The organism is Streptomyces sp. NPDC102437 (genome assembly GCF_044765565.1).
GTDB lineage: Bacteria > Actinomycetota > Actinomycetes > Streptomycetales > Streptomycetaceae > Streptomyces.
In genome coordinates, this window is sequence record NZ_JBIWKI010000008.1 from 141,264 (window position 1) to 161,883 (window position 20,620).

Annotated in this window: 18 protein-coding genes; 15 read left to right on the top strand and 3 right to left on the bottom strand. The window is 71.6% G+C overall.

Translation table 11 applies throughout. From position 1 onward, the window contains the following. Positions 1-14: 14 nt before the first annotated feature. The 5 genes from argH to ACIRJP_RS12930 all read left to right on the top strand — a co-directional run bounded on the left by argH (position 15) and on the right by ACIRJP_RS12930 (position 5,739). Positions 15-1,448, top strand: coding sequence for an argininosuccinate lyase (argH, locus tag ACIRJP_RS12910; RefSeq protein WP_404172034.1), 1,434 nt, complete (start codon positions 15-17; stop codon positions 1,446-1,448). A 136-nt stretch (positions 1,449-1,584) separates the two neighbouring features. Continuing rightward, complete coding sequence (locus tag ACIRJP_RS12915) at positions 1,585-2,556, top strand: aldo/keto reductase (protein WP_404172037.1); 972 nt, start codon at positions 1,585-1,587, stop codon at positions 2,554-2,556. A gap of 141 nt (positions 2,557-2,697) precedes the next feature. Beyond that, positions 2,698-3,612 carry a sigma-70 family RNA polymerase sigma factor gene (locus ACIRJP_RS12920; protein ID WP_404172040.1) on the top strand — a complete coding sequence of 305 codons (915 nt, stop codon included), beginning with the start codon at positions 2,698-2,700 and terminating at the stop codon, positions 3,610-3,612. A 34-nt stretch (positions 3,613-3,646) separates the two neighbouring features. After that, positions 3,647-4,198 carry a TetR/AcrR family transcriptional regulator gene (locus ACIRJP_RS12925; protein WP_404172043.1) on the top strand — a complete coding sequence of 184 codons (552 nt, stop codon included), beginning with the start codon at positions 3,647-3,649 and terminating at the stop codon, positions 4,196-4,198. Next, entirely contained in the window at positions 4,195-5,739 is a 1,545-nt protein-coding gene (locus tag ACIRJP_RS12930; protein WP_404172046.1) for an MFS transporter, read from the top strand. The genes ACIRJP_RS12925 and ACIRJP_RS12930 overlap by 4 nt, the downstream gene beginning before the upstream one ends. Positions 5,740-5,850: 111 nt before the next feature. Here the strand turns inward: ACIRJP_RS12930 and ACIRJP_RS12935 are convergent, their stop codons facing one another. Continuing rightward, a complete protein-coding gene (locus ACIRJP_RS12935; RefSeq protein WP_124718788.1) occupies positions 5,851-6,522 on the bottom strand; it encodes a 1-acyl-sn-glycerol-3-phosphate acyltransferase in 672 nt (223 codons plus the stop codon). Between the two features lie 235 nt (positions 6,523-6,757). On the opposite strand from ACIRJP_RS12935, the gene ACIRJP_RS12940 reads away from it, so the two are divergent. The 3 genes from ACIRJP_RS12940 to ACIRJP_RS12950 all read left to right on the top strand — a co-directional run bounded on the left by ACIRJP_RS12940 (position 6,758) and on the right by ACIRJP_RS12950 (position 9,119). Further along, positions 6,758-7,924: a glycerophosphodiester phosphodiesterase gene (locus tag ACIRJP_RS12940; RefSeq protein WP_404172049.1), complete on the top strand. Its 1,167-nt coding sequence runs from the start codon at positions 6,758-6,760 to the stop codon at positions 7,922-7,924. Positions 7,925-8,018: 94 nt separating this feature from the next. Then, a complete protein-coding gene (locus ACIRJP_RS12945; protein ID WP_404172052.1) occupies positions 8,019-8,579 on the top strand; it encodes a sigma-70 family RNA polymerase sigma factor in 561 nt (186 codons plus the stop codon). Between the two features lie 36 nt (positions 8,580-8,615). Then, entirely contained in the window at positions 8,616-9,119 is a 504-nt protein-coding gene (locus tag ACIRJP_RS12950; protein ID WP_404172055.1) for a GNAT family N-acetyltransferase, read from the top strand. 4 nt (positions 9,120-9,123) lie between these two features. Here the strand turns inward: ACIRJP_RS12950 and ACIRJP_RS12955 are convergent, their stop codons facing one another. Both ACIRJP_RS12955 and ACIRJP_RS12960 read right to left on the bottom strand, forming a co-directional pair. Beyond that, positions 9,124-9,561, bottom strand: a complete 438-nt coding sequence (locus ACIRJP_RS12955) for a hypothetical protein (RefSeq protein ID WP_404172058.1) — start codon at positions 9,559-9,561, stop codon at positions 9,124-9,126. Between the two features lie 2 nt (positions 9,562-9,563). After that, positions 9,564-9,923: a hypothetical protein gene (locus tag ACIRJP_RS12960; protein ID WP_351252416.1), complete on the bottom strand. Its 360-nt coding sequence runs from the start codon at positions 9,921-9,923 to the stop codon at positions 9,564-9,566. Positions 9,924-10,515: 592 nt separating this feature from the next. Between ACIRJP_RS12960 and ACIRJP_RS12965 the strand changes: the two genes are divergently transcribed. The 7 genes from ACIRJP_RS12965 to cobA all read left to right on the top strand — a co-directional run bounded on the left by ACIRJP_RS12965 (position 10,516) and on the right by cobA (position 20,526). After that, positions 10,516-11,577, top strand: coding sequence for an ATP-binding cassette domain-containing protein (locus ACIRJP_RS12965; protein ID WP_358946668.1), 1,062 nt, complete (start codon positions 10,516-10,518; stop codon positions 11,575-11,577). After that, on the top strand, positions 11,574-12,245 hold the full coding sequence (locus tag ACIRJP_RS12970; protein ID WP_266735965.1) for a methionine ABC transporter permease: 672 nt from the start codon (positions 11,574-11,576) through the stop codon (positions 12,243-12,245). Before ACIRJP_RS12965 ends, ACIRJP_RS12970 begins: the two co-directional genes overlap by 4 nt. A gap of 75 nt (positions 12,246-12,320) precedes the next feature. Beyond that, a complete protein-coding gene (locus tag ACIRJP_RS12975; RefSeq protein ID WP_404172063.1) occupies positions 12,321-13,187 on the top strand; it encodes a MetQ/NlpA family ABC transporter substrate-binding protein in 867 nt (288 codons plus the stop codon). A gap of 137 nt (positions 13,188-13,324) precedes the next feature. Beyond that, on the top strand, positions 13,325-13,972 hold the full coding sequence (locus ACIRJP_RS12980) for a GNAT family N-acetyltransferase (RefSeq protein WP_404172066.1): 648 nt from the start codon (positions 13,325-13,327) through the stop codon (positions 13,970-13,972). Between the two features lie 94 nt (positions 13,973-14,066). Next, positions 14,067-15,302 carry a precorrin-6y C5,15-methyltransferase (decarboxylating) subunit CbiE gene (gene cbiE / locus ACIRJP_RS12985; RefSeq protein ID WP_404172069.1) on the top strand — a complete coding sequence of 412 codons (1,236 nt, stop codon included), beginning with the start codon at positions 14,067-14,069 and terminating at the stop codon, positions 15,300-15,302. A gap of 333 nt (positions 15,303-15,635) precedes the next feature. Beyond that, the gene (cobT, locus tag ACIRJP_RS12990) at positions 15,636-19,097 is read left to right on the top strand and encodes a nicotinate-nucleotide--dimethylbenzimidazole phosphoribosyltransferase (RefSeq protein WP_404172072.1); all 3,462 of its coding nucleotides are present in this window, start codon (positions 15,636-15,638) and stop codon (positions 19,095-19,097) included. A 172-nt stretch (positions 19,098-19,269) separates the two neighbouring features. Further along, positions 19,270-20,526, top strand: coding sequence for a uroporphyrinogen-III C-methyltransferase (gene cobA, locus ACIRJP_RS12995; RefSeq protein WP_388667996.1), 1,257 nt, complete (start codon positions 19,270-19,272; stop codon positions 20,524-20,526). Positions 20,527-20,620: the final 94 nt, after the last annotated feature.

The window sequence follows — 20,620 nt, forward strand, 5'->3', positions numbered from 1 at the left end:
CCGAGGAGCACGCAGTGAGCAACGGCAACGGCAAGAGCGACGTACGCCTCTGGGGCGCCCGCTTCGCCGACGGTCCGGCCGAGGCGCTGGCCAAGCTGTCCGCCTCCGTCCACTTCGACTGGCGGCTCGCGCCGTACGACATCGCCGGTTCCCGCGCCCACGCGCGCGTGCTGAACAAGGCGGGCCTGCTCACCGAGGACGAGCTGGGCCGCATGATCGCAGGTCTCGACCAGCTCGAAGCCGATGTCGCCGACGGCTCCTTCACCGGCACCGTCGCCGACGAGGACGTCCACACCGCGCTGGAGCGCGGGCTGCTGGAACGCCTCGGCCCCGACCTCGGCGGCAAGCTGCGGGCCGGCCGGTCCCGCAACGACCAGATCGCCACGCTCTTCCGGATGTACCTGCGCGACCACGCCCGGATCATCGGCGGCCTGATCGCCGAACTCCAGGACGCGCTGGTCGGCCTCGCCGAGGCACACCCGGACGTCGCGATGCCCGGCCGTACGCACCTCCAGCACGCCCAGCCGGTGCTCTTCGCCCACCACGTCCTGGCCCATGCGCAGTCCCTGTCCCGGGACGCCGAGCGGCTGCGCCAGTGGGACGAGCGGACCGCCGTCTCGCCGTACGGCTCCGGCGCCCTGGCCGGGTCGTCCCTCGGCCTCGACCCGGAGGCGGTCGCCGCCGACCTCGGCTTCGAGCGCGGCTCCGTCGGCAACTCCATCGACGGAACGGCCTCCCGCGACTTCGTCGCCGAGTTCGCCTTCATCACCGCGATGATCGGTGTGAACCTCTCCCGGATCGCTGAGGAGGTCATCATCTGGAACACGAAGGAGTTCTCCTTCGTCACCCTGCACGACGCCTTCTCCACCGGCTCCTCGATCATGCCGCAGAAGAAGAACCCTGACATCGCCGAGCTGGCGCGCGGCAAGTCCGGCCGCCTGATCGGCAATCTGACCGGTCTGATGGCCACGCTGAAGGCCCTCCCGCTCGCGTACAACCGCGACCTCCAGGAGGACAAGGAGCCGGTCTTCGACTCCTGCGACCAGCTGGAGGTCCTGCTGCCCGCCTTCACCGGCATGATGGCCACGCTCACGGTGAACCGCGAGCGCATGGAGGAGCTGGCCCCGGCCGGCTTCTCGCTCGCCACCGACATCGCCGAGTGGCTGGTCAAGCAGGGCGTGCCGTTCCGGGTCGCCCACGAGGTCGCCGGTGCGTGCGTCAAGGAGTGCGAGCAGCACGGCATCGAGCTCGACCAGCTGACCGACGAGCAGTTCGCCAAGATCTCCGAGCACCTCACCCCCGAGGTCCGCACGGTCCTCGACGTGGCCGGCGCGCTCGCCTCCCGCAGCGGTCGCGGCGGTACGGCCCCGTCGGCCGTGGCCGTCCAGCTCGCCGAGGTGAAGGCCGACCTCGCGGTCCAGCAGGCCTGGGCCACCGCGAAGGACTGACCGCGCCGAGGGCAGCGCCGGAGGGCGGGAGCGACGGTACCGGAAGGCGGGGAGCGTACGTACGCTCCCCGCCTTCCGGTTTCCGTGCGCTGGGTTACGTTGACGGGGAGCGCACCGACCGAGGAGGAGCCCCACGATGCCTTTCGCCCGGCTGGCCACAGCGACGACTCCGACCGCCCACATCGGGCTCGGCCTGGCGGCGGTCGGCAGGCCCGGCTACATCAATCTCCACCGCGACCGCGATCTGCCCGCCGACCGCAGCGTCGAGGCGATGCGCACACGCACCCACGAGCTGCTCGACGCCGCCTACGCCCAGGGCGTCCGATACTTCGACGCGGCCCGCTCCTACGGCCGCTCGGAAGAGTTCCTGGCCCAGTGGCTGACGGCCCACCCCGAGGTGGACGATGTCGTCGTCGGCAGCAAGTGGGGCTACACCTACACGGCCGACTGGAGCGTCGACGCCGAGGCGCACGAGGTCAAGGACCACAGCCTCGCCACCTTCCTGCGCCAGCGGGCCGAGACCGACGCGCTGCTCGGCGACCGCCTCGACCTCTACCAGATCCACTCGGTCACCGCGGACAGCCCGGCCCTCACCGACAAGGAACTGCACGCCCGGCTGGCCGCGCTCGCCGCCGAGGGCGTCAGCGTCGGCCTCTCCACCAGCGGCCCCGCCCAGGCGGACGCGATCCGGGCCGCCCTCACCGTCACCGTGGACGGCGAGCCGCTCTTCCGTACGGTCCAGGCCACCTACAACGCCCTGGAGACCTCGGCCGGGACGGCGCTCGCCGAGGCCCATGCGGCCGGACTCACCGTGATCGTCAAGGAGGGCATGGCCAACGGGCGGCTCGCCGGGACGGAGGCCCCCGCCGTGGTCCGGGAGATAGCCGCCGACGCCGGTCTCGGCAGCGACGCGGTCGCCCTGGCCCTGGTGCTGCACCAGCCCTGGGCCGGGGTGGTGCTCTCCGGTGCGGTGACCGTCGGCCAGCTCGCCGGGAACCTGCACGCGGCGGTCGTCGATCTCGACGAGGAGCAGCGCGCCCGGCTGGACGCGCTGGTGGAGGAGCCCGAGGCGTACTGGCGCCACCGCGCCGGGCTGGGCTGGAGCTGACCGGAGCCGGTCCTGCGGACCAAGGACGGGGTCCGGCCCTGGCCCGCAGGACAGGCCCAGGGAATCGGCGCGGGCCGTCCGTCACATCGACGGGGTTCCGTCCGTCAGACCTGTGACGGAACACGACGGAGGAATGTGGCTGTGGACGGAAATGAATTCCTGGCGGAGCGGTTCGAGGAGAACCGGGGCCGGCTGAAGGCCGTGGCCTACCGGATGCTCGGTTCGACGAGCGAGGCCGAGGACGCCGTCCAGGAGGCGTGGATCCGGCTCAGCCGTTCGGACGACCGGGCGATCGACAATCTGGGCGGCTGGCTGACGACGGTCGTCGGACGGGTGTGCCTGGACCTGCTCCGCTCCCGCCGCTCCCGCCGTGAGGAACCCCTCGGCACCGGGGCGCCCGAGGAGCCGACCCCCGGCCCGGACCTCGGTGACCGGCCGGGGACCGACCCCGAGCAGCAGGCGCTGATGGCCGACTCGGTCGGTCTCGCGATGCTCGTGGTGCTCGAAACGCTCGACCCCGCCGAGCGGCTGGCCTTCGTGCTGCATGACATGTTCGCCGTGCCGTTCGACGAGATCGCCGGTGTCGTGGACCGCACCCCGGCCGCTGCCAGGCAGCTCGCCAGCCGGGCGCGGCGCCGGGTGCAGGGCGCGGAGCCGGTGCCGGACCCGGATCTCACCCGCAAGCGCGAGGTCGTCAACGCCTTCCTGGCGGCCGCCCGTGACGGTGATTTCGAGGCCCTCCTGGCCGTGCTCGATCCGGACGTGGTGGTGCGGTCCGACATCGGCGCCGGCACTGCCGGTGCGGCAGGCCTGGTACGGGGTGCCGCGGCCGTTGCCCGTCAGGCGATGATGTTCGCGCCGTTCGCGCGGTCCTCGCAGCGGGCCCTGGTCGACGGGGAACCGGCCGTCATCGCGGCGCGCGAAGGTCACCGGTTCTCGGTCATGATCTTCACGGTCGCCCGGGGAAGGATCGTGGAGATGTCCGTGATCACCGATCCGGCCCGCCTCCCCGGCCTCGATCTGACGGTCCTCCCGGAGGCCACCCCTCCCCGTTGAGACAATCTTGTCTCATGTGGTCTACAATTGTCTCATGAGTCTCGACCGTGAACAGGTGCTGCGCAGCGCCGCCGCTCTGCTGACCCGTAAATCGACCGCCACCATGGACGAGGTCGCCAAGGCCGCAGGCATCGGCCGCGCAACCCTGCACCGGCACTTCGCCGGACGGGACGCCCTGGTCAAGGCGTTGGAGAATCTGGGCATCCAGGAGTTCGAAGCGGCGCTGGACGCCGCTGCCCTCGACGAGGGCAGCACGCCGGAGGCGCTGCGCCGTCTGGTCGCGGCCGTCGAGCCGAGCGCGGGACTGCTCTCCTTCCTGGTCACCGAGAACCAGCTCTTCGAGGGCCAAGAGGTGAACGAGGGCTGGAACCGGCTCGACGCCCGGGTCTCAGCCCTGTTCAGACGCGGCCAGGAGCGAGGTGAGATCCGCATCGACCTCACCCCGGCCTGGTTGACCGAGGCCCTCTACGGACTCATCTCCAGCGGCGCCTGGGCGGTCCAGGACGGCCGGGTCGCGAGCCAGGACTTCCAGTACATGATCGTCGAGTTGCTGCTCGGCGGAGCACGCCGGAGCGTGGAGCAATGAGCCGTATCGAACAGCGCGTGGCGTCCCCGGACGAGCTGCACCGTCCCGGGCGGTGGATCGCGCTGTCCGTGCTCGTCCTCGCGGTGCTGCTCGTGGCGATCGATGCCACCGTCCTGGGCCTCGCGACCCCGTTCCTCACCGAGGACCTCGAACCGACCGGCACCCAGCTGCTGTGGATCGGCGACGTCTACTCCTTCGTCATCGCCGGCCTCCTGGTCTCGATGGGCAGCCTCGGCGACCGCATCGGCCGCAAGAAGCTGTTGCTGTGCGGTGCGACGGCGTTCGGCGCGGTATCCGTGCTCAACGCCTACGCGCACACCCCCGAGATGATGATCCTGGCGCGGGCGCTGCTCGGTGTCGCGGGTGCCACCCTGATGCCGTCCACCCTCGCCCTGATCCGGAACCTCTTCCACGACCCGCGCGAGCGCAGCCTCGCCATCGGGATCTGGGGAGCGATGGCCTCCGCCGGGGCGGCCGTCGGCCCGGTGGTCGGCGGACTGCTGCTGGAGCACTTCTGGTGGGGCTCGGTCTTCCTGATCAACCTGCCGGTCATGGCGGTCCTCGTGGTCGTCGGCGCGAAGATGATCCCCGAGTCCAGGAATCCGGCCCCGGGCCCCTGGGACCTGGCGAGCGTCGCGCTCTCCTTCGTCGGCATGATCGGCGTCGTGTACGCCATCAAGGAGCTGGCGGCACACGGCCCGAGCACGGGGAACATCGCCGCGGGCATCGGCGGTGTGGCGGCACTCTGCTGGTTCGTACGCAGGCAGCTCACCCTCCCGGCGCCCCTGCTGGACATGCGGCTCTTCCACCACCGGGGCTTCTCCGCCGCCGTCCTGGCCGACCTGCTGACCATTCTCGGCCTGTCCGGACTGGTCTTCTTCCTCTCCCAGTTCCTCCAACTGGTGCAGGGGCGCGGGCCGCTGGAGGCCGGTCTCGCCGAACTGCCCGCGGCCGTCGGCGCGGTCGTCGCCGGCCTGATCGCGGGCCGGGCGGCCCGCCGCTTCTCGGTACGTTCGGTGGTGAGCGGCGGCCTCGCGGGGATCGGCCTGGCCCTCGCCGCGGTCACCCTGATCCACAAGGAGACCTCCTACCCGCTGATCGGGGCGGTGCTGCTCGTCGTCGGGGTGGGCGCGGGCTTCGCCTTCACCGTCACCTCCGACGTGATCCTCTCCAGCGTCCCCAAGGAGCAGGCGGGTTCCGCCGGCGCGGTCTCCGAGACGGCGTACGAACTCGGCGCGGCCCTCGGCATCGCCCTGCTCGGCTCCATCGTCACTGGCGTCTACCAGGAGTTCGACACACCCCAGGGCGTCCCGTCGGGCCCCGCGGCGGCAGCCCACGAATCGCTCGGCGGCGCCGTCGAGGCGGCCCACGGACTGCCGGCCCAGCAGGGGCAGGCACTGGTCTTTGCGGCGCAGGAGTCGTTCGTCCAGGGACTGGGTCTCGCCGCGGGCGTCGGCGCGGCGGTCCTGCTGGCGACGGCCGTGGCCGCCTGGTTCCTGCTGCGCGGTCAGAAGCTGGAGGACGGCATCGTGCACCAGTAGCCGTCCCGGCCCGGACACGCGGAAGGGCCCGTACCACCGGGAAACCGGGGTACCGGCCCTTCCGTGCGTCCTGCCGACAGCAGTCCTGCCGTCGGCGCTTCGCGCCTCAGCTCACGCGGCCTTGGCCTTCGTGGCGTACATGTCGACGTACTCCTGACCGGACAGCCGCATCACCTCGGCCATCACGGAGTCGGTCACCGCCCGCAGCACATAGCGGTCGCGGTCCATGCCCTCGTACCGGGAGAACTCCATCGGCTCACCGAAACGGACCGTCACCTTGCCGGGACGCGGCAGGCCGGCCCCGCCGGGCTGGAGCTTGTCCGTGCCGATCATCGCGAACGGCACCACCGGCGCGCCCGTCATCAGCGTCAGCCGGGCGATGCCCGTACGGCCCCGGTACAGGCGGCCGTCGGGAGAGCGGGTGCCCTCGGGGTAGATGGCGAACGCCTTGCCCTCCTCCAGCACCCGACGGCCCGTCATCAGCGCCGCGACACCGCCGCGCCCGCCGTCCCGGTCCACCGGGATCATGCCGCAGCCGGTGAAGAACCAGGCCATCGCCCGGCCCTTGAGCCCCTTGCCCGTCACGTACTCGTCCTTGCCGATGTAGAACACCGGCCGGTCGCAGCAGATCGGCATGATCATCGAATCGATGAACGTCAGATGGTTGCCCGCGAGGATCACCGGACCGTCCCCGGGAATGTTCTCCACGCCTTCCACCTGGGGGCGGAACATCAGGCGCAAGATCGGTCCGAGCACTGCCTTGATGAGTGCGTGTCGGGACAACGGTTCCTCCGGTGTAGTGGCCGGGGCCGGCCGAGGTGCGGGATCGTGACGGTCCATGCAGGTGAGGACGATACTCGCGGCCGCTCACAGATCGCACATCGGGTTCACGGAACGGATACGCGGTGTTGACATGAGTTTCCGCCATGTTCGTCCAGGGGCTGCCTCCACGACGGTACTGCTGCTTACGCTCGGGCCCCGTCCGACAGGTACCGGACATCACACGCGAGGAGCATTCATGACTGAGCGCGCGCAGGCCGGTCCCGGCCGCAGAACCATGCTGGGAGCGGGAGCCGCCGTACTGGGCACCGCCGCCCTCGGGCTGGCCGGCGGCCCGGCCGACGCCGCGGGGAATGTCTCCGAACGCCGCGGCGGCCACGGCTTCCGCCTCGACCTGCCGGTGCCCACCGTCATCGGACACCGCGGCACCAGCGGCTACCGGCCCGAACACACCCTCGGTTCCTACCAGCTGGCCCTCGACATGGGCGCGCACATAGTCGAGCAGGACCTGGTGCCGACCCGCGACGGCCATCTCGTATGCCGCCACGAGAACGACATCACCGCCACCACCGATGTCGCCGACCACCCCGAGTTCGCGAGCCGCAAGGCCACCAAGAAGGTCGACGGAGTCTCCCTCACCGGCTGGTTCACCGAGGACTTCACCCTCGCCGAACTCAAGACGCTGCGGGCCAAGGAGCGCATCCCCGGCACCCGTCAGAAGAACACGCTCTACGACGGCCGCTGGGAGATCCCCACCTTCGAGGAGGTGCTCCGCTGGGCCGACCGGGAGGGCCGCAGGCGTGGGCGGCCCGTCTGGCTGTACGTCGAGACCAAGCACCCCACTTACTTCCGGGGCCTCGGCCTCGGTCTTGAGGAGCCGCTCGCCAAGCTGCTGCGCCGCTACGACCGGCACCGTCAGCAGTCGCCGCTCATCCTCCAGTCCTTCGAGCCCGGCAGCATCCAACGGCTGGCCCGGCTCGTCGCGACCCCGCGCGTCGTACTGCTCTCCGGCGCGGGCGAGCGCCCCTGGGATTTCGCGACGTCCGGCGACCCGCGCACCGTCGCGGACCTGGTGAAGCCCGAGGGGCTGAAGTGGATGGCCTCCTTCGCCCAGGGCATCGGCCCCACCCTGGATCTGGTCATCCCCAAGGACGCCTCCGGGCGGCTCACCGCACCGACCACCCTGGTGAAGGACGCGCACGCGCAGGGCCTGGTCCTGCACCCCTATACCATGCGCAACGAGAACAGCTTCCTGCCCGCCGACTTCCGGCGCGGCACGGACCCCACGGCCTACGGCGACGCGTTCGGCGCGTTCCGGACGTACTTCGCGACGGGCATCGACGGAATCTTCTCCGACAACCCGGACACCGCCCTGCTCGCCGCCGCGGACCACAACGCGAGGTGACCACCGCGTCAGCACCCGGCCGGGGCGTGCCCCGGTCGGGTGGTGCCCGCCGGGTACGGCAACCGGCCGCCGCCGCGGGCGCGTCGGCCGGGGCATGACGCTTCTCGATCTTGTTCCGGCAGGACCCGCCCCCGCGACCGTCGTCCGTGCTCTGTACCCGCTGGTGAGCGCCGAGGCCAGCGCGGAGGTGGCCGCCTCGGTGACGGGTGCGGCGGTCGAACCGGCCGACCTCGAACAGGCCGTCTGGCTGCGACTGCTGGAGCTGCTCGCGGGGGAGGGGCCACCGGCGGACCCGGCCCGCTGGGTACGGGACGCGGTACGGGCGGAGGCCCGCAGGGCCCGCCGCACCGCCCGGCACGAACGCCCCTACCGTGACGAGACCGCCGCGGACCCGGCCGGCTGCCCCGAACGGCTCGCCCTCGGCGCCGACGAACGCCGGGCGCTGCGCGCGGCGGTGGACCGGCTGCCCGGCAGATGCGCGCGGCTGATGGCGGCGATGCTCGCGCCCAGCGACCCCACCTACCGGGAAATCGCAGGGAAGTTGGGTATGTCACAGGGGAGCTTGGGTCCGATCCGTTCCCGTTGCCTTGGATGTCTGCGCAGAATGCTCGCGGCGGAGGTTGCTGCTCCTGAACTGCGGGGAAAGGAGCGTTAGACAACCGGTGGATCAGGTGGGCGGAGGCATGCGCGAATGGGCATGAGCGTGATCATCTCGGCGGCGACGGCGCAGGACGCCGAACAGATCTTGAAACTCCAGTACCTCTGCTTCCAGAGCGAGGCGGAGCTGTACGGGAACTACCGGATCGACCCGCTCGTCCAGACCCTCGACTCGTTGCACGCCGAGATCGCCACGAACCTGGTGTTCGTGGCGCGGCTGGGCGACGAGGTCGTGGGCTCGGTCCGGGGGGCCGTCGGCGAGGACGGGGCGGGGGAGATCGGCAGGCTCTGCGTCCACCCCCGGCTGCAGGGGCACGGCCTCGGTGCCCGGCTGCTGCGGGCGGCGGAGGCGGGACTCAGCGACGAGCGGTCGGCCACCCTGTTCCGACTGCACACCGGCCACCGCAGCGAGAGCAATCTGCGGCTCTACCGGCGTGCGGGATACGCCCCCGTGGGCAACGAGACCGGCCGGGACGGCGTCCTGATGATCCTGCTGGAGAAGGACGCCACGAAACCCGCGTACGTCGCCAGCGCTTGAGCGTCTACGCCTGCCTGGCCCGGCGCAGCCACATCATCCCGGTGATCGGCAGGATCACCGGGATGAACAGGTAACCCATGCCGAAGTCGGACCAGACGGTGGCGTCCGCGAACGCCGAGGGCTCCACCATCGTCCAGGTCCCGACGACCAGCACGCCCAGCAGCTCCGCGGCGCAGCACACCAGCGCCGTCCTGCGCGCCTTCTCGCCCCCGCGCACCAGCGAGTACGTGATGAACCCGTACACCAGCGCCGCAGCGGCCGACAGCACGTAGGCGAGCGGTGCCTTGCCGAAGTCCAGGACCATCTGGACGATCGAGCGGGAGGCGGCCGCGACGGTGAACACCCCGTAGAACCAGACCAGTACCCGTCCGGGACCCGTCCCGAGGTCGAAGGGCTGCTTCTCGCCGGTGGCCGCCGCAGGGGTGCGATCGGTGTCGGTCACGGTCAGTTTCCCCAGATGTCGTAGAGCCGTACTTCGAGGACGGCCAGCACGACCGCGCCCGCCGCCACCGTCACCGAACCCCACCGGGTCCGCTCGGTCAGCGAGAGGAAACCGGCCGCGGGCACCGCGAGGAAGGCCCCGATCAGATACGCGATGAAGATCGTCATGCCCTGCTCGGGCCGTTCGCCCCGGGACAGCTGCACGATGCCCACCACCAGCTGGGCCAGCGCCAGCAGCGAGACCACAGCCATCCCGATGAAGTGCCAGTCCTTGGTCGGCTGGTCCCGGTAGGCGGCGAATCCGCACCAGGCGGTGAGGGCGAGCGCGGTCACGGCGACCGCGACCGTCAGGGCGTCAAGCATGTGGTGAGGGTATTACGGACCAATCGGCCCCCTGCGTGCGGCCCCGCGCCCAGGGAACGCGGGCCGTGGCCTTTGCCACAGCCAGTGAGCGTTCCGGGCCGGTCGCGGCTGCCGTCGTCGCCGGCCTCTGCGTGGCCTCTCCGCCGTATCGGAGCAGGTCACAGCCGGGCGAGCGGGAATCACGGCAAGCGGCCGGGCCGTCTCATCACCCCGTCCACGTCTGTCCGCTATTCGGACAGGCTGGTCAAGTGGAGCGTTACGTCTGTTTTACTTGGCCCATGACCACGACGAGCAGCCGCATCCTTGCGACCGAGGCGATCACGACGCCCGGTGCTCGTTGTATGTGTCGAATGCGCACCTTCTGAGGGCCCCCGCCCGATCCTCGCGCCCCGAAGCGAGACCGAGCCCGAGCCGTCCGCATCCAGCGGATCGAGCCTGCCCCAGCACCGCTGCCCGGCCACCCGCCGCCGCCCTGAGCCGTGCCGAGACCCCAGCTTGGAACGTCCGATCGAAACGTCCAACCAGTCTCATCAGACGAATGCCCCGTGCCCGGCGGACATCGCGCCGCGCACTCGACAGTGACGGAAACCCTGTGATCACCACTTCGGGCCTCACGAAGGTCTACCAGTCGCGCGGCCGCGAGGTCACCGCACTGGACGGCGTCGACCTGCACGTCCGCGAGGGCGAGGTGTACGGCGTCATCGGACAGAGCGGCGCCGGCAAATCCTCCCTGATCCGCTGCGTCAACCTCCTGGAGCGCCCCACCTCCGGCACCGTGACCGTGGCCGGCCAGGACCTCACCGCACTCGCCGGACGCGGCCACCGGGCCGGCAAGGAACTGCGCGAGGCACGCAGCCGCATCGGCATGGTCTTCCAGCACTTCAACCTGCTGTCCTCCCGCACCGTCCGGGACAATGTCGAACTCCCGCTGGAGATCCTCGGCGTCCCGGGCCGGGACCGCTCCCGCAAGGCCCTCGAACTCCTCGACCTGGTCGGCCTCGCCGACAAGGCCAAGGCGTACCCCGGCCAGCTCTCCGGCGGCCAGAAGCAGCGCGTCGGCATCGCCCGCGCCCTCGCCGGCGACCCCAAGGTCCTGCTCTCCGACGAGGCCACCTCGGCCCTCGACCCCGAGACCACCCGCTCCATCCTCCAGCTGCTGCGCGACCTCAACCAGCAGCTCGGCCTGACCGTCCTGCTCATCACGCACGAGATGGACGTCGTCAAGACGGTCTGCGACTCAGCCGCGCTGATGCAGAAGGGACGCATCGTCGAGTCAGGCACCGTCGGCGAACTGCTCGCCACCCCCGGCTCCGAACTGGCCCACGAGCTGTTCCCCGTCGGCGGTACGGCCTCCGGCCCCGACTGCACGGTCGTCGACGTCACCTTCCACGGCGACGCCGCCGGCCGGCCGGTGATCTCCCAGCTCTCCCGTACGTACAACATCGACATCTCGATCCTGGGCGCCGCGATGGACACCGTCGGCGGCAAGCAGATCGGCCGGATGCGCATCGAGCTGCCCGGCCGCTTCGAGGAGAACGTCGTCCCGATCGGCTTCCTGCGCGAGCAGGGCCTCCAGGCCGAGGTCGTGGAGCACGACGGCCCCGTCATCCCCGTACAGACCCCCGCCCCGCTCACCAAGGAGGTGGCGAAGTGACCTGGTCCGAAATGCAGCCGCTGCTCACCCAGGGGACCATCGACACCCTCTACATGGTGCTCTGGTCCACGGTCGTCACCGTGCTCGTGGGACTGCCGCTCGGCGTCCTGCTGGTCCTCACCGACAAGGGCGGACTGCTCCAGAACACCCCGGTGAACAAGGTCATCGGCGTGATCGTGAACATCGGCCGCTCGCTGCCGTTCATCATCCTGCTGATCGCCCTGATCCCCTTCACCACCTGGGTCGTGGGCACCTTCATCGGCCCGTCCGCGATGATCGTGCCGCTCTCCGTCGGCGCCATCCCGTTCTTCGCCAGGCTCGTCGAGACCGCCGTCCGCGAGGTCGACCACGGGCTCGTCGAGGCCGTCCAGTCGATGGGCGGATCCATCCCGACGATCGTCCGCAAGGTCCTCCTGCCGCAGGCTCTGCCCTCGCTCATCTCCGGCGTCACCACCACCGTCATCGTGCTCATCGGCTACTCCGCGATGGCCGGCGCGGTCGGCGGCGAAGGGCTCGGCTCCAAGGCCGTCACCTACGGATTCCAGCGCTTCGACAACCAGTTCATGCTCATCACCGTCGCGGTGCTGATCGTCATCGTGACCGTGATCCAGCTGATCGGCGACCTGGCCGTACGCCTGCTGGCCCGCCGGGGCCGCGCCACCACCTGAGACCTCCACCGCGCTCACAAGCCCGAACTCCTTGTCCGGGCGCACCACCATCACCACCGGAAAGAGGCACTTTTCGTGCGTAAGAACATCAAGATCACCGCTGCTGCCGCCGCAACCGCCGCCATCGCCCTCGGCCTCACCGCCTGCGGCACCTCGTCCGACCCGGGCGCCGAGGGCGAGACCGGTGCCAAGGCCGACACCTCCAAGGCGCTCGTCGTCGCCGCGTCCCCGACGCCGCACGCCGACATCCTGGACTTCGTCAAGAAGAACCTGGCCGAGAAGGCGGGCCTCAAGCTGGAGGTGAAGGAGTTCACGGACTACGTCCTGCCGAACACCGCCACCGAGACCGGCCAGGTCGACGCCAACTTCTTCCAGCACCAGCCGTACCTGGACGACTTCAACAAGAAGAAGAACACCCACCTGGTCTCCGTCGGCACCGTCCACCTGGAGCCGCTCGGCCTCTACTCCAAGAAGGTCAAGGACCTCAAGGGCCTCAAGGCCGGCCAGACCGTCGCCGTCCCCAACGACACCACCAACGAGGGCCGCGCCCTCCAGCTCCTCGCCGAGAACGGCCTCATCACCCTCAAGGACGGCGTCGGTACCAGCGCCAAGCTGAGCGACATCACCGACAAGAAGGGCCTGGAGTTCAAGGAGCTCGAGGCCGCCACCGTGCCCCGCGCCCTGAACGACGTCGACGCCGCCGTCATCAACGGCAACTACGCGATCGAGGCCGATCTGAAGCCCGCCAAGGACGCGCTCGTGCTCGAAAAGGCCGACGGCAACCCGTACGCCAACATCATCGCCGTGAAGAAGGGCAACGAGAAGGACCCCCGCGTCCAGAAGCTCGTCGAGCTCCTGCACTCCGACGAGGTCAAGAAGTTCATCGAGGACACCTACCAGGGATCCGTCATCCCGGCCTTCGGTACCGCCGCCAAGTCCTGACACCCGCACGGCATCCGTCCGAAGAGCCCCGCACCCGCCAAGGGGGTGCGGGGCTCCGCCGTGCGGACCCGCCCATGCGCGGCACGGGCCCGATGCTGCATGCTGTGCCTTTAACGGTCTTCGGTATGGAGCTGCGCATGACTTCCACCTTTCCGGACATCTCCATCAGCACGGATCGGTTGGTGCTGCGCCCCTTCGACATGGTGGACGCCCCCGCGTACATCGAGATGATGAACGACGAACTCGTCGTCGCCTGGACCGAAGCCCCGCACCCCTACACCCAGGTCGACGCCGAACGCTGGATCCGCAGGATCGCACCCGCCCAGCGCACCACCGGTGACGGCATCGTCCTCGCCGTCACCGAATTCCTCACCCAGCGGCTGGTCGGCTCGGTCCGTCTCCGCAACACCGACTGGCGCACCCGCGCCACCGAGGCCGCCTACATCACCGCCCCCTGGGCCCGCGGCGAGGGATACGCCACCGAATCCGTACTGGCACTGGCCCAGTGGCTCTTCCGCGACCAGGGCTTCGAGCGCATCGAACTGCGCACCGCCGCCGACAACACCGCCTCCCAGCAGGTCGCCCAGAAGCTCGGCTGCATCAGCGAGGGCGTCCTGCGCAACGCCCGGATAGCCCGCACCCGGACCGACAACGGCACGGACGGCGGCTGGACCGACATCAGGACCGACCTGATCGTCTGGGGCCTGCTGCCCGAGGATCTGGAAGGCGTCGCCGAACAGCTCGCCGACGCGGGCGGCTACGGCGCCTACAACGACTGGAACTGACCCCGCGAAGGGGCCCCGACACCACGCCGGTACGGACCGGGTACTCTCACCCTGCCCACCCCCACCTGCGACGACTCCAGGAGACTGACGACAGATGGCCGATCGGGTCACCGTGATCGGCTGGGACGGCTCGCCACTGACCAAAGCGGCCACGGCCGCCCTCTCGGCCGCCACGCTCGTCGCCGGAGCCGCCCACCACCTCGCACTTCCCGAAGTCCCGGCGAACGCCGAACGCATCCGCCTGGGCTCCATCGACCTGGCCGCCCGCCGGATCGCCGGCCACCGCGGCAGCGCCGTGGTCCTCGCCGACGGGGACCCGGGCTTCTTCGGCGTCGTGCGAAACCTCCGCGCACCCGAACACGGACTTGAGGTCGAGGTGGTCCCGGCCGTCTCCTCGGTCGCCGCCGCCTTCGCCCGCGCGGGAATGCCGTGGGAGGACGCCCGGACGGTCGTCGCCCATCCCCGCACCCTGCGCCGCGCCGTGAACGTCTGCCGCGCCCACCACAAGGTCGCCGTCCTCACCTCACCCGGCGCCGGCCCCGCCGAACTCGCCCTGCTCCTCGAAGGCGTCCACCGCACCTTCGTCATCTGCGAGGAACTCGGCACCAGCCGCGAACAGGTCACCGTCGTCACCTCCGACAAGGCCGCCGACCACGTCTGGCGCGACCCCAACGTGGTCGTCGTCATCGGCGGCGGCCCCGAACCGCGGGCCGCCGGAGCCTGGATCGACGGCCTCCCCGCCCACCCCCATGACGTACGCGGCTGGGCACTGCCCACCGAGGCGTACGCGGGGGACGCCGGTGGGCGCGGCACGGAGAGCGGTGAGGGTGATTCCCCGGGGCTGCGCGCCGCCCAGCTGGCCCACCTCGGCCCCCGGACCGGCGACCTCCTCTGGGACATCGGCTCCGGCAGCGGGGCCCTGGCCGTGGAGGCCGCCCGCTTCGGCGCGGCGGTCCTGGCGGTCGACAGCGACCCGGCCGCCTGCGCCCGGACCTCGGCGGCGGCAAGGGCGTTCGGCGTGCAGATCCAGGTCGTCGAGGGCTGGGCCCCCCATGTGCTGGAACGGCTGCCGGAACCCGATGTCGTACGGATCGGAGGCGGCGGAGTCCCGGTTGTCACAGCCGTCACCGAACGGCGGCCGGAACGCATCGTGACCCACGCGTCGACGCGGGACGAGGCCGAGGCGCTCGGCGCCGCCCTGGCCGGAAACGGATACACGGTCCGGTGCTCGCTCCTCCAGTCCGTCGAACTCGACACGGCAGCATGGTCGGAGCGCGAACGCTCGGTCGTGTTTCTCCTGTCTGCGCTGCGTTCCGACCTCGCCCCGTGACCCGGTCGGCGTACAGCGAGAGGTAGGCTGGCCGATCGTTGCACCGCGCCCGGACGTTCGTCGCTTCGTTCGTCAATGTCCGGAAAGGGGGACCGTTTTGGCCCCCGTTGTGGTACGGCAGAACCGGGGGATGCGCGACGTGGCGCAGTCCACAGCGGGCCGTGGCGAAATGAGCTGCCGCGGCGGCGAACGGCCGCGAGAATGAAGTATGTCCGCGACCGATTCGTGCCGCGCGGCGAGCCCGCTCGTTCTTGTTGACGAGCGCCGGCGTGCCGTGTTCGGGCGTCCCGGGCGAAGGGCCGAAGGAGCACTGACGATGGGCGAGGGGTACGCATGAGTGACACCGGCCAGATCCCGGTCGAGGGACTGCCGGAGAACGCAGGCACGGTGGAGCAGCCGGGCGTCGCCGCCCCGGACGCCTACACCTACCTCGCTCCCTCCGAGCATGTCTCCGAGGACGACGACATCCTTCTGATGCCGAGCCCGCAGGGTGCCTGGAGCGACCCGCAGGCCGTACCGGCTCCGGGCCAGTACCCCGAGGGCGTCGTCACCCAGGCACCGCTGCCCGCGCAGGGTGCCCACCAGGCCCAGCCGATGGCACAGCCCTACGCCCAGTCGCCCGGCGAGATGCCGACGCAGCCCCAGGGGCCCGTCCAGGTACAGGAGCCCGTTGTGGCCCAGGCCGCCGAGGCGTACGTCGCCCAGCAGGCGGTGGTGGCGGAGCCGCTGCCCGGAAACGGCCAGGGAACGCACGAGTCCGGTGGCCGCGACTCCGGTTCGGTCGACCTGACGGGTGTCCGCATGCCGTCGCCCGCCCCGGCTCCGGCCGCCCAGGCCCAGCCCCAGACGCCGGTGCGCCGACCGCTGCACCGCGGCCCGGCCGTGCCCGACGGCACGCCGTCCTACGGCGGGACGCCGACCGGCGGAGTGGTCCGTTCGCTCGCCGACCGCGGCCCCGCGGGCGCGCCCCAGGCGCAGGCCCGTACCCAGGCCCCGGCGCGGCACGCCGGACCGCCGACCACCGGCCCGGAGTACTTCGAGCTGCCGGGTGACGACGCGTCGGCATTGCCGGGTCCGCAGCTCGGCGAGATCCTGCCGCAGGGCGGCAGCCCGTGGGGGGCCCAGGCCCCTCAGCCCGTGGCAGCAGAATCGGTCGTTCCGGAGCAGGCTGCCCCGGCGGATGTCGTTCAGGAGCAGGTCGTTCCGGAGCAGGTCGTTCCGGCGCCGGTCGCCGAGCCCGTTGCGGAGCAGGCCGCCGAGCCGGTTCAGGCGCCCGCGCCGCAGCCGGTTCAGGCCGTCCCGGCCGTGGCGCCGGAGACCGTGGCCGCTTCCGTCGCCGGACCGGTACCCGCCGCGGTCGAGATGCCCGCCGAGGCGCACGCCGAGGTCCCGGGCGGGATCCCCGCCGAGGCGATCGCGCCGCAGGAGATCGCGGAAGCCGTCCCCATGGGCCAGTTCGTGCCCGTGGAGGGTTCGCTGCCGACGACTCCGCACCTGGCCCCGACGCCCGTGGCCGGGACGAGCGCCGAGGCGGAGCCCGTAGCAGGGCCCGAGCCCGAGGCCGAGGCCGAGGCCGAGCGCGTGCCGATCGCCATGGAGCCCGTGGCGCCGGTGGAGCCCGTCGTGGCAGAGGCGGCCGTCGAGCCTTCCGCGCCCGCTGCGGACGCCGAGCCGATCGAGCCCGTGACGATCGCCGAAGCACCCGTCGTCGTACCCGCGCCCGCCCCCGAGGCCGAAATCCTGACGGTGTCCGAGCCGGAGCCCGAGCAGGGCCCGGAGGTCATCGAGACCCCGGACATCACGCCCGTCACGGACACCGTGGAGTCCGTGGACTCCGTGGAGGACGCCGCCGTCACGGACACCGGTCAGGTGGATTCCGTACAGGCCGAGGCCCTGCCCGTCGAAGTTCCTGCCCAGGAGCCCGCCGAGGCGGTCGAGGTCCAGGCCACTGCCGCTGTCACTGCTGCTGGGCCGGAAGCCGCTGAAGCCGGGACCCCTCAGGTCCAGGGGACCCCCGAGGCCACCGAGCCGTCCGAGGCCGACGAGGCCGAGGTTCCCGCCGGTCCGCCGGCCCCCGGTTACGACGACGCCGAGCGCGAGGCGGTGCTCCGCGTCATGCGTGAGCGCCGTGACATCCGCAACGGCTTCCGCAGCGACCCCATCCCGCACGAGGTGCTGCTCCGCGTCCTCGAAGCCGCGCACACGGCGCCCAGCGTCGGCCACTCGCAGCCCTGGGACTTCGTCGTCATCCGCTCGGCGGAGACCCGTCGCTCCATGCACGAACTGGCACAGCGTCAGCGCGACGCGTACGCCAAGTCGCTGCCCAAGGGCCGCGCCAAGCAGTTCAAGGAACTGAAGATCGAGGCCATCCTCGACACCCCGGTGAACATCGTCGTCACCGCCGACCCCACCCGCGGGGGCCGCCACACCCTCGGCCGGCACACCCAGCCGCAGATGGCCCCGTACTCCTCCGCGCTCGCCGTCGAGAACCTGTGGCTCGCCGCCCGCGCCGAGGGGCTCGGCGTCGGCTGGGTCAGCTTCTTCGACGAGCGCGAGATGGTCCGGGCCCTGGGGCTGCCGGAGCACCTCGAAGTCGTGGCGTACCTGTGCGTCGGTTACGTCGACGAGTTCCCCGAGGAGCCCGAGCTGATGCAGGCGGGCTGGTCCAAGCGCCGCCCGCTGTCCTGGGTCGTCCACGAGGAGACCTACGGCCGCCGCGCCCTGCCCGGCGAGGAGCCGCACGACCTCCTGCAGGAGACCATCTCCAACATCCGCCCGCTGGACGCCAAGGCGCTCGGCGAGGCGTGGGAACGCCAGAAGCGGATGACCAAGCCGGCCGGCGCGCTCGGCATGCTGGAGATCATCTCGGCCCAGCTGTCCGGGCTCTCCCGGCTGTGCCCGCCGCCGATCCCCGAGCCCGCGGCCGTCGCGATCTTCGCCGGCGACCACGGGGTGCACGCCCAGGGCGTCACGGCCTGGCCGCAGGAGGTCACCGGCCAGATGGTCGCCAACTTCCTCGGCGGCGGCGCGGTCTGCAACGCGTTCGCGGCCCAGGTGGGCGCCGAGGTGTGCGTGGTCGACGTCGGCGTGGCCATGGAGCTGCCCGCGACGCCCGGCCTCCTGCCCCGCAAGGTGCGCGCCGGAACGGCCGACTTCACCACCGGTCCCGCGCTCACCCGCGAGGAGGTGCTCGCGGCGATCGAGGTCGGCATCGAGACCGCCCGCGATCTGGTCGCGGCAGGCAACAAGGGCCTGCTCACCGGTGAGATGGGGATCGCCAACACCACGGCCTCGGCCGCGCTGATCTGCGTGTACACGGGCATGGACCCGGCCGAGGTGACCGGTCGCGGTACCGGCATCAACGACGAGATGCACGCCCGCAAGGTGGACGTGGTCCGCCGCGCCCTCGAACTGCACCAGCCCGACCCGGCCGACCCGATCGGTGTCCTGGCTGCCGTCGGCGGCCTGGAGCACGCCGCGATGGCGGGCTTCCTGCTGGGCGGCGCCTCGCTCCGTACGCCCGTCATCCTGGACGGCGTCAGCGCCGGTGCCGCGGCCCTGGTCGCGCGGGCCATCGCTCCCGAGGCTCTCGCCGCCTGCATCGCGGGCCACCGCAGCGCCGAGCCCGGCCATGTCGCCGCCCTCAACAAGCTGGGCCTGCGCCCGCTGGTCGACCTCGACCTCCGCCTCGGCGAGGGGACCGGAGCGCTGCTGGCACTGCCGATCGTGCAGAGCGCGGCGAGGGCGATGCACGAGGTCGCGACGTTCGACTCGGCGGGCGTCACGGAGAAGTAGACCGGCCCCGGGGTTCGGGGGCTCCGCCCCCGGACCCCCGATCCTCGATCGCCGGAGGGGCTGAGGGGCCCCGACCCCGTATCGTGGACCCACCCCCACGAAACCGCACGTCACAGCCGCTCCACCGTCGCAGCGGCCCGCACCCCGCACCGCACGAGGAGTCCGCACCGCCATGGCCGAGCACGCCGATCACCCCGCGTACCCCGTCGGACTGCGCCTGAGCGGGCGCCGCGTCGTCGTCGTAGGCGGCGGCCAGGTCGCGCAGCGCCGCCTCCCCACGCTCATCGCGGCCGGCGCCGACATCACCCTCGTGTCGCCGTCGGCGACCCCGGCCGTCGAGGCGATGGCCGACGCCGGTGAGATCCGCTGGGAGCGCCGCCGGTACGAGGACGGGGACCTGGCCGACACCTGGTACGCGCTGATCGCCTCCGACGACGACGCCGCGAACGACGCCGCGTCCGCCGAGGCCGAGCGCACCCGCACCTGGTGCGTACGGAGTGACAACGCCGATGTGGCGACCGCCTGGACCCCGGCCACCGGCCGCAGCGAGGGCGTGACCGTCGCCGTCCTGTCCACCGACGCCCAGGGCCGCGACCCGCGCCACTCCGCCGCCGTCCGCGACGCCATCGTCGAGGGACTGCGCGACGGTACGCTCGCCGCCCCGCACCACCGGACCCGGCCCACCCCCGGCGTCTCCCTGGTCGGCGGCGGCCCCGGCGACCCCGACCTGATCACCGTGCGCGGCCGGCGCCTCCTCGCCGAGGCCGACGTGGTCATCGCCGACCGGCTCGGCCCGCGCGACCTGCTCGACGAACTGCCGCCGCACGTCGAGGTGATCGACGCGGCGAAGATCCCGTACGGCCGCTTCATGGCGCAGGAGGCGATCAACCAGGCGCTCATCGAGCACGCCAAGGCCGGCAAGGCCGTCGTACGGCTCAAGGGCGGCGACCCGTTCGTCTTCGGCCGGGGCATGGAGGAGGCCCAGGCGCTCGCCGCCGAAGGCATCCCGTGCACCGTCGTCCCCGGAATCTCCAGCTCGATCTCCGTGCCCGGCGCGGCCGGAATCCCCGTCACCCACCGCGGGGTCGCCCATGAGTTCACCGTCGTCAGCGGCCATGTCGCCCCCGACGACGAGCGCTCGCTGGTCGACTGGGCGGCGCTCGCCCGGCTGCGCGGCACCCTCGTACTGCTGATGGCCGTCGACAAGATCGGCGCCATCGCCAAGGCCCTCGTCGCCCACGGCAAGTCCCCGGACACCCCGGTCGCCCTGGTCCAGGAGGGCACCACGGCGTCCCAGCGCCGCGTCGACGCCACCCTGGCGACCGTCGCCGAACGGGCCGCCGCCGAGGACGTTCGTCCCCCCGCGGTCATCGTCATCGGTGACGTCGTCGCGGTCGGCACCGGCATCGTGCCGCTCCCCGCCGAGTAGCCGGCCCGGACACCGCCCGCACCCGCACCGAGTAACCAGCGGTAACGGATCTTCTTCCGATCCGTTGGCACCACACACCGGACAAGGCAGTATC